The following is a 9,178-nucleotide window of genomic DNA, read 5'->3' on the forward strand; positions in this document are numbered from 1 at the left end:
GGTTCCGGGCCGATCTCGCGAAAGATCTGCTCTACCGATTGGCCGATCTCCGACTGGATAAGGGCAAAGGCGGTGGCATTGTCGAAGGGGGGCAGCTCATCCTGAAGCTTGGCCAGTTCTTCTAAAAAAAGAGGCGAGACCAGGTCAGGACGAGTGGAGAGAGCCTGGCCAATTTTGATAGCTGTCGGCCCCAATTCCGTGAGGATCTCCCGCAGCCGCGCCGCGTGCTTGGGCCGATTTTTCAGCTCCACCCCTCGCCAGCGATCCCAAAACACCCAGGCCAACAGACCCAAAAAGGGGGTGATCAACTGGAATAGACGCCCCAGCACCAGATCCCAGCGCCCCCGGTATTGCTCGGCCAATTGCTCCGGATCGTAGCGCAGGGCTGGCTGCGACAGGGTAACCTCAGCCCCCGCCGCTGCCGAAGCCGGTCGAGGCTGGGTTGCCACTGGTTTGGTTACTGCTGCTGTTGACGGTATTGCGCCCATAGAAGTCCCGACGGATCTCGTAACACATCTTAACTTGCTAGCTCGGGTGCGGTAAAAATGGTCTTCTCGACAAACCTGCGGGCGAACTCAGGCGAAAAGTAACACCCAACCGCTCAAGGGAAGTCGCGTAGAAAAAAGCTTTGGGCCTGAGGCAGACCCCTTACGACTGCTTTCCTTGAGGACTTGCAACCCCTGGGGGGCGTCTTTGAGGCAGTCTTCCTCTCCTGGTTCACTTGCAAGCCCAAGACTGTGAGTGGGCCAGCCTCAAAAGGGTCTTTACGGCGCTCTTTGATAAGGATTAGGATAAGGGTGCAAACTGATACAAATTGGTGCGATCCTGGGCAAGGGATCCACCACTATGCATGACAGCTTCCCCCCCCACAGTTTTATTGGTTGACGGCTACAACATCATCGGAGCTTGGCCCACCCTAAAGAAGTTGGCACGTCGCTCCCTGCTGGACTTGGCGCGTCTGCGCTTGGTGGAATCTTTGGCCAGCTACGTGGCTTTCCGCGGCTACCGGGCGACTGTGGTGTACGACGCCTATACCCAGCCCACTCCTGCCCGACAGGAGCGTTCTCCCTCCGGCATCGAGATTTTCTACACTGCTTACGGGGAAACTGCCGACGCCTGCATCGAACGGCTCTGTGCTCAGTTGCAGGCAAAGGCTTATCGGGTACGGGTGGCCACCTCAGATCGCGTCCAGCAGTGGGTGATCGGCGGCTACAACGCAGAATGGCTCTCGGCAGAACAACTGTGGGCAGAAGTGCAGCAGGCTCAAGAGCAGATCCGGCGCATCCAGCCCAAGCGGCTGCCGAGCAGGCGGGGCATTGATTTCTATTTGAACCCGGAGACCTTCTCTCGCCTCAACCGCTGGCGACTCTCCGGTCGGGATCCCGTACATTAACTGGCGAGGTGCTCCGAGGCAAACCTGATACCGGAGCAGGGTCTTTCTCACCCTGGCTGATATGGGTTGCCAAAGCCCTTCTCAGGGTAGGCAAAGGCGGGCTCTGGCTTCAGAGATCCAGATCTGCTTTAATGTAGCGAATGTAGTGACGCCCCTGTTCTCTCCTTGGGGGGCTCATTTCAGGGATCCGACTATGGCGGATGGCGAATACAGGCCGGGGCTAGAAGGCGTTCCGGCCACGCGCTCTAACATTAGTTTTGTCGATGGCCAAGCAGGGATCCTGGAGTATCGGGGCATTCCCATCGAGGAACTGACGGCCCAGAGCACCTTTCTGGAGACGGCCTATCTGCTGATCTTCGGCAAGCTGCCGACGCAAGCCGAGCTGGACAACTTCGATCAGGCCGTCCGCAGCCATCGGCGGGTGAAATACCGCATCCGCGACATGATCAAGTCGTTTCCCGAGTCGGGCCACCCCATGGATGCCCTGCAAACCTGTGTTGCCAGTCTGGGGATGTTCTATCCGGTGCGAGAGGCGGATCCCGACTACGTGTTCGGCACGGTTACCCGTCTGCTCGCCAAGCTGCCGACGATGGTGGCGATGTTTCACCAGATGCGCCAGGGCAACGATCCCATCCCCCCCGACGACAGCCTGGATCATGCCGCCAATTTCCTCTACATGCTCTCCGGCAAGAAGCCGGATCCCTGGCTGGCCCGCATCTTCGATACCTGCCTGATCTTGCACGCCGAACACACAGTCAATGCCTCTACTTTTGCCCTGCTGGTGAGCGCCTCTACCCTGGCCAGCCCCTATAGCAGCCTGGCCACGGCGGTGGGTACCCTTTCGGGGCTGTTGCACGGCGGGGCCAACCAACAGGTGATGAGGCTGTTGCGACAAATCGGCTCGGTGGAAAATGTGCGCTCGTTTATCGAAGAGAAGCTGGCCAAAAAAGAGCGCATCATGGGCATGGGTCACCGGGTTTATAAGGTGAAGGATCCGCGGGCCACTATCCTGCAGCGGCTGGCAGAGGAGCTGTTTGAGCGCTACGGCCACGACAAGTACTACGACATTGCCCTGGAGGTGGAGCGGGTGTGTGAGGAGTTGCTAGGGCCGAAGGGGATCTACCCGAATGTGGACTTCTACTCAGGGTTGGTCTACGCCAAGCTGGGGATCCCAGAAGATTTGTTTACACCGGTGTTTGCCATTGCCCGAGCGGCGGGTTGGCTGGCCCATTGGCGGGAGCAGTTGTCGGACAATCGCCTGTTCCGCCCCACCCAGGTGTACACAGGCGAGCGCCAGCAGCGCTACATCCCCATCGAGGAGCGGAGTTGAGGGCGGTTTGACAGGGCGCTGGGCCGGGATCCCAACTCAATAGAGCCCAAATTGGTGTGAGGTGGTGCGTTGAGCCTTTTGGATTCTCCTCTCTGGCGCGATGGGTTCACCCTCTTTTTGAGCATCGTGGTGCAGGCCATGCCCTTTTTGCTCTTGGGGGTGTTCCTTTCGGGGCTGATGGCGGTGTTTGTAGAGGGATCCCAGTTGGCCCGCTTCCTGCCCAAAGGCAAAATCGGCAGCGCGGTGGCTGGCGGTGCTTTGGGGTTCTTTTTTCCGGTGTGCGAGTGTGGCAACCTGCCGGTGGCCCGGCAACTGGTGATCAAGGGGATCCCACCCCATGTGGCGGTGGCTTTTTTGTTGGCAGCGCCGGTGTTTAACCCGGTGGTGATCTTTTCCACGTGGATTGCCTTTCGCAACATGCCGGAGCTGGTGGCCTACCGGGTTCTTTTTTCTTTTGGCATTGCGGTGGCCATCGGCTTGCTCTTCAGCGTGCAAAAAGATCTGGAGCCTTTGTTGCAACCGGCGGTTTGGCGAGAGCTGCAGCGCAACCGCTGCCAAGAGGCAGCTCTGAAAAGCACCTCCCGCTCGCCGTTGTTGCAGGGGGGCACCTTCTGGATTGGCTCGCGAGGCCCTGCTCCCTCTGGCGGATCCCTGGCCACTCTGCAGAGGGCTGAAGAGATGTATCGGGCGGCGCTGGCCGCTGCCCCTGCTCTCTCTTGGCGGCAAAAGGGATTGCTGCTGCTGCAAACCTGGGCTAGAGAGATTCGCGAGCTGGGATCCGTGCTCATCCTGGGCTCGGCAGTAGCGGCCTTCGTGCAGACGGTGATCCCGCGTTCGTTTGTGCTGGATTATGGCCAAGATGCGCTGGTCTCGATCCTGATCATGATGGCGCTGGCCGGGATCATCTCCATTTGCTCGACGGTGGATGCCTTTTTTGCCCTCTCCTTTGCTGCCACCTTCACGCCGGGATCCCTGTTGGCCTTTATGGTGTTTGGGCCGATGGTGGACCTGAAGGCCATTGGCTTGATGCTGACTTTGTTCAGGCCCCGCGCCATTTTCTACTTGGTGCTCCTGACTTTTCAGTTCACTTTAGTAGGGGCTTTGGCCATCAATTACTACTGTAGTTAAAATCTTGGATAGGTAGTCCCCGCAGCGAACGATAGCTTAACTGCAGGGTCAGCGGCGATTAGGCTGAGATATTCAGAGTGCCAGGATCTCTGAGATTAAGAAGTTGGGCAGGAGGGCATTGTCCCGGCTGGAGCTGAAACGACTACATACAGGCGGCAGGATAGAACCGTGAGCAACCTATACTTTGCAGATTTTAACTTGTGGATTGCCCAAACAACCCAGCTCTTGCGGGAGGGACGTTGGCAAGAAATTGATCTAATCCATTTAATTGAAGAGGTTGAGGATTTGGGTAAGAGCGAACGGCGAGGGATGACCAGCCAATTAACTCGCCTTCTCCTGCATTTGCTCAAGTGGCAATATCAACCTCAGCGCCGCTCAGATAGCTGGTTGGATTCCATCACAGATGCGCGAACCCAAATTGAATTGGCCCTCGAAGATAGCCCCAGCTTAAGAGGATATCTGGCCGAGCAACTGGAAAAGAGCTATCAACGGGCACGCCGCCATGCAGCTCAGCAAACCGGTATGGATATCTCGGCCTTTCCGGAGACTTGTCCCTATGCTTTGGAGCTGGCCTTGGCAGAAGATTGGCTGCCAAGCCCCTCTCCTTTTGGAAGAGGAAACTCAGAGATCGCCTAAGGATAGAGACCTCTCGGCACTGTCAAGCAGAAGCCCGCCCTTGCCAACTGCGCATCTTGCCGGGGTTAAGCAACCCGTAGGGATCCACTTCTTCCTTGAATCGGATCTGGCGCGGATCCATCACCTTGCGACCCCCCTCTTCGATGATGTAGGTGTGAGGGTTGGCGATGAAGACTCCCTGCGCCTCGTGATAGCGCATGATCTCGTTGAGGCGTTCTTCAGTGGTAAAGCGCACAATTTGCAGGCCGACCGGGGCAACCTGGCCGCGTATGCGAATCCATTCCAGGTGCATCAGCACTTCGTCGCCAAAGTGCTCGTACAGGTGCTGCACCAACTTCAGCTCCCGGTCGGGCGGGAAAATCGATTGTAGATAGGTCAAATTGGGATCCACGCTGCGGCAGTGCAGGGTGGTGTGGTTCCAGGAAAATTCCCCCAGCGAGATCCCCTTGGCCGCCTCCTGCGCCGTTTTGTTGTAGACCACCTGGCCGCCATGTTCCCGAATTAGCTCCAGCAACGGCTCCAGGCTGGGCTCGGCCACCATCACCAGGGCCACGGCGGATCCCTGGGGCAAGTAGTCCTGCAGGGGGACGAAGTAACGAGGGATCGGCCAGGCGTGCAGGCTGATGAGTTTCTTGAGGATCCCATCTGCCTCGGCCAGGGCCTGCCCAAAGTGGGCGCAGGGCATAAACCCCACCTCAGGGGGAAAGGCCACCACCAGCTCTGCCCATGGGTAGGCCGGCGCCAGCGGGATCTCTACTTCTGTGATGATCCCGTTGAGGCCCCAGGCATGGCTGACTTTAAACACGTCGTCTCCCCGCAGCTCCAGGGCCCGCGGCTCCTCTTCGACTGTGATCACCCGCAGCCCCAAGATGTTGCCCCGATCCAGCAATTGGCCGTAGGTCACAGAGCCAATGCCGCCGCTGCCCCCGGCAATGAACCCCCCAATAGTGGCCGTACGGTAGGTGGAAGGGGCCATACGGATCTCCCAGCCCAGCTCGCGGGTCTGTTTGTCGATGGCCATCAGCTTGGCCCCCGCCTGTACCCGCGCCAGACCCGGCTTGGCCCAGATCACCTGGTTGAGCTTGCTCATGTCCAGGATCACGCCCCCGGCCAGGGGGATGCACTGGCCGTAGTTGCCGGTGCCGGCGCCGCGCACCGTCAGGGGAACTCTCCACTTGGCACAGGCTGCTGCCACCCGCACAACCTCTTGTTCGTCCGCCGGGCGCACCACCAAGTCCCCTCGCTTGTCGCTCAACTGCCGGCTGAGCACAGGGCTGTAGTGGTAAAAGTCCAGCGATAACTTGGCAACTTGCGCCGGATCGGTAACAGTTTCCAGGTCGGCCAGCTGAGAAAGCAAGGCCTGCAGCTTTTCAGAGGCGGCAACGGTCATCGGGATCCCCATCGAATGCCAGCTTATTCAAGAAATGGCCGGCGAAAAGGCTTGTCGAGAACAGTATCCAACAAAATCCCTCCCCAGGGATCCCTGCTTTAGCCGAAGCGGCCTTCCACGTAGTCTCGGGTCGCCTCTTTGGCGGGGCTGTTGAAGATCACTTCCGTCCGGTCGAACTCCACCAGTTCGCCCACGCGGTTGGATCCCACCAGCTCCACGCTAAAAAAAGCCGTCATATCCGAGACACGGCTGGCCTGCTGCATGTTGTGGGTGACGATGATGATGGTGTAGTCCTGCTCCAACTCCTTCATCAGCTCCTCGATGCGACGGGTGGAGATGGGATCCAACGCCGAGCAGGGCTCGTCCATTAAAATCACATCCGGCTGCACCGCCAGGGCGCGGGCAATACACAAGCGCTGCTGCTGCCCCCCGGACAAAGACTGGCCGTTTTCTTTCAACTTGTCTTTCACCTCGTCCCAGAGGGCGGCCCGCTTCAGCGAAGTTTCCACCACCTCGTCCAAGTCCACCTTCATCCCCAGCACCCGTGGGCCGTAGGCGACATTGTCGTAGATGCTCTTGGGAAAGGGGTTGGGCTTTTGGAACACCATGCCGATGCGCCGCCGCACCGCCACCGGATCCACGTTCTCGGCGTAGAGGTCTTTGCCGTGGTAGGTGAGCTTGCCCTGAACCCGCGCCCCCGGGATCAGGTCGTTGGTGCGGTTAAAGCAGCGCAAAATTGTACTTTTGCCGCAGCCGGACGGCCCAATAAAAGCCGTAATTTGCCGGGCGGGAATGTCCATGGTGACGTTTTTCACCGCCAGGTTAGAGCCGTAATAGACACTTAAATTCTCCGTCCTGAAAACGTAGTTGGTCTGATTGGCAGATTCCGTTTTCATGGCCTTGCTCGCCTAGGGTTCATCGAGGAATTCACTTAGCTCTCAGTTCAAGTCTGGCCCATAGCGCCCGCCCAGTTATCTCCTGGTCTTGGACACCAACAAGCGGGCAAGCAAGCTGGCCGCCAAAACAATGGCCAGCAACACCAGGGCCCCCGCCCAAGCCAGCTCCTGCTGCACCCGGAAGGGGATGATCGAGAAAAAGTAAACCATCACCGGCAGGGTGGCCACCGGCCCAAACAGGTTGGTCGACCAGAAGTTGTTGTTGAAGGCGGTAAAAAGCAGAGGGGCTGCCTCGCCTGCAGCCCGCGCCAAGGCCAAGATTAAGCCCGTTACAATGGCCGGAGCTGCCGCCGGCAGGACAATGCGCATGGTGGTCTGAAAGCGGGTGGCCCCCAGGCCAACCGAAGCCAAACGCATATCCGGCGACACCAACAGCAGCGCCTCTTCCGTGGAGCGGATGACGATGGGCAACATCAACACCCCCAGGGCGACTCCTCCCGAAAAAGCCGAAAAGCCGGATCCCCGCACCACCACCGCGTAGGCAAATAGGCCGCAGAGAATGGCCGGCACGCCGGTGAGCACGTTACAGGAAAACTTAACCAAATAGGCCAGACGAGTGCCGCGGCCAAACTCCGACAGGTACACAGCCGCCAGGATCCCAAAGGGAAAGCTCAAAACCGCTCCTGTGCCCAGCACCATCAAGCTGCCGACAATGGCGTGGCCAAATCCACCTTCTGTCAGCCCCGGGGCAGGGTAGCGCGTCTGGGTCAACACATCCCAAGTCAGCCGGGGAACCCCCTCTTTGGCTATGTCCCAGAGCACCCAGGCCAGCGGAATGATAATGGCCGCAACAAAAACACCGCTGAGAAGGGTGAGGGCTTTGCCGGAGTAGCTGCGAATAGGAGCAATGGCAGCAGGGCTAATGTCGATCTCTTCAGGGGCGATCTGGACTGAGCTGGACATGACAACAAGGCTCCTCGGTTATTGCTCCAGGTTCTGAAACTTGCGGATGATGATCTCGGCCACGATGTTGATCAACAACGTCAGCACCATCAACACCACGCCGGCGTACATGAGGGCCGACACCTGAAAGCGCCCTGCCTCGCCAAACTGAGAGGCAATCAGGGCAGTGATGGTGGATCCGGGCTGCAGCAGGGAGATGTTGATGCGGTTGGCGTTGCCGGAAAGCATCGCTGCCACCATGGTTTCCCCCAAAGCCCGCCCCAACGCCAGCATGATCGAGCTGACAATGCCCGACAGGCCAGCCGGGATCATCACCGTCAGGATGGCTTCCCAGCGGGTGGCCCCCAGCGCCAGAGCACCCTCCCTGAGGCTGCGCGGCAGCGATTCAAGGGTGCTGCGGGTAATGGAGATGATGATGGGCGAGATCATGATCCCCAACACCATGGCCACAAGCAGCAGGCTGGGGCCGCGGGGGGCCGGGCCACCGAAAAGCGGGATCCAGCCCAGCGTCTGGTTCATGGCTCGGAAGAGGGGCCGCACCGCCGGGATCAAGACAAAAATACCCCACAGCCCCAGCACCACACTGGGAATGGCCACGATGAGCTCAATGGCAAAGCCAATCGGCGCCGTTATCCACTTGGGGGCAAAATCTTCCGTCAAGAAAATGGCAGTGCCGATGCCCAGAGGAATGGCGAAAATCAAAGCCACCAGAGAGGTCATCAAGCTGCCGTAGATCTGGGGCAGGATGCCGTAGATGTTTTCCACCGGGTTCCAGCGGCTGGTGACGAGAAAGCCCAGGCCAAACTGCTGCATGGCCGGCAGGGCCGCCTCGGTGGTCTGCACGATCACCCAGATGAGAATGATGCCGGCAAACCCCGCTAAGACCAGCGTTAAGCGGACAAAGCCCACGTCCAAGGCGCGGGAGACGTCCATTTTCTTCTCAATAGGCACATCCCCTGCTAAGTCGTAGTCTCTGGCTGACGAAGTCATGAGGCCTCCACTGTGGCAACGCGTGTCCCAACCTTAGATGACCGTTAAAAATCAGCGCGAACAGATCTCTTGCTCGGCAAGCTGCAGTCCCCAAAAAATCGGCAAAGTCTCAAGCCAGCAGCCGACAGGAAGGGCAAGACCCTCTGCCGACCACTGGCTCTAAGCTGTCAACTTGCAGTGGGCCGCCAACTCATCGCTTCGCGTTGGGGTTGACCTTGATCTTATCCAGCTCGGCAAAGATGCGCTGAATGGCCGGCTCCGGCATGGGGATATAATCCAGCTCCTTGGTGATGGCTTGGCCCTCCGGCCCTTGCGTCCACTTCAAAACGTCCACCAGTTTCCGCAGCTTTTGCTCGTCGGGGTACTCGCGGTACAGCATCACCCAGAACAAACCGACGATGGGATAGTCGTTGGGGCCTTCGGGATCGGGCACCAACAACGCAAAGTCCTCC

Annotated in this window: 8 protein-coding genes and 2 pseudogenes; 4 read left to right on the forward strand and 6 right to left on the reverse strand. The window is 58.9% G+C overall.

Annotated features, from left to right (window positions below; all coding sequences use genetic code 11):
- Positions 1-449 (reverse strand): annotated as a pseudogene (locus tag NW809_RS08350) (AarF/ABC1/UbiB kinase family protein); the annotation flags it as partial.
- Positions 450-850: 401 nt separating this feature from the next.
- Between NW809_RS08350 and NW809_RS08355 the strand changes: the two are divergent.
- The 4 genes from NW809_RS08355 to NW809_RS08370 all read left to right on the forward strand — a co-directional run bounded on the left by NW809_RS08355 (position 851) and on the right by NW809_RS08370 (position 4,487).
- Positions 851-1,393, forward strand: a complete 543-nt coding sequence (locus NW809_RS08355; protein ID WP_414401929.1) for an NYN domain-containing protein — start codon at positions 851-853, stop codon at positions 1,391-1,393.
- A 193-nt stretch (positions 1,394-1,586) separates the two neighbouring features.
- Entirely contained in the window at positions 1,587-2,723 is a 1,137-nt protein-coding gene (locus tag NW809_RS08360) for a citrate synthase (RefSeq protein ID WP_099813134.1), read from the forward strand.
- A 78-nt stretch (positions 2,724-2,801) separates the two neighbouring features.
- The gene (locus NW809_RS08365) at positions 2,802-3,851 is read left to right on the forward strand and encodes a permease (protein ID WP_414401933.1); all 1,050 of its coding nucleotides are present in this window, start codon (positions 2,802-2,804) and stop codon (positions 3,849-3,851) included.
- Positions 3,852-4,019: 168 nt separating this feature from the next.
- A complete protein-coding gene (locus NW809_RS08370; protein WP_099813135.1) occupies positions 4,020-4,487 on the forward strand; it encodes a DUF29 domain-containing protein in 468 nt (155 codons plus the stop codon).
- A 22-nt stretch (positions 4,488-4,509) separates the two neighbouring features.
- Here the strand turns inward: NW809_RS08370 and NW809_RS08375 are convergent, their stop codons facing one another.
- The 5 genes and pseudogenes from NW809_RS08375 to NW809_RS08395 form a co-directional block, all read right to left on the reverse strand.
- A complete protein-coding gene (locus tag NW809_RS08375) occupies positions 4,510-5,877 on the reverse strand; it encodes an FAD-binding oxidoreductase (RefSeq protein WP_414348468.1) in 1,368 nt (455 codons plus the stop codon).
- A gap of 98 nt (positions 5,878-5,975) precedes the next feature.
- The gene (pstB, locus tag NW809_RS08380) at positions 5,976-6,773 is read right to left on the reverse strand and encodes a phosphate ABC transporter ATP-binding protein PstB (RefSeq protein WP_414401930.1); all 798 of its coding nucleotides are present in this window, start codon (positions 6,771-6,773) and stop codon (positions 5,976-5,978) included.
- 75 nt (positions 6,774-6,848) lie between these two features.
- Entirely contained in the window at positions 6,849-7,736 is an 888-nt protein-coding gene (gene pstA / locus NW809_RS08385) for a phosphate ABC transporter permease PstA (RefSeq protein ID WP_414401931.1), read from the reverse strand.
- An 18-nt stretch (positions 7,737-7,754) separates the two neighbouring features.
- A complete protein-coding gene (gene pstC, locus NW809_RS08390; RefSeq protein ID WP_414401932.1) occupies positions 7,755-8,726 on the reverse strand; it encodes a phosphate ABC transporter permease subunit PstC in 972 nt (323 codons plus the stop codon).
- A gap of 190 nt (positions 8,727-8,916) precedes the next feature.
- Positions 8,917-9,178 (reverse strand): annotated as a pseudogene (locus NW809_RS08395) (phosphate ABC transporter substrate-binding protein PstS); the annotation flags it as partial.

It is taken from the genome of Synechococcus sp. WC101 (genome assembly GCF_047461555.1).
In the GTDB taxonomy this organism is placed as follows: domain Bacteria; phylum Cyanobacteriota; class Cyanobacteriia; order Thermostichales; family Thermostichaceae; genus Thermostichus.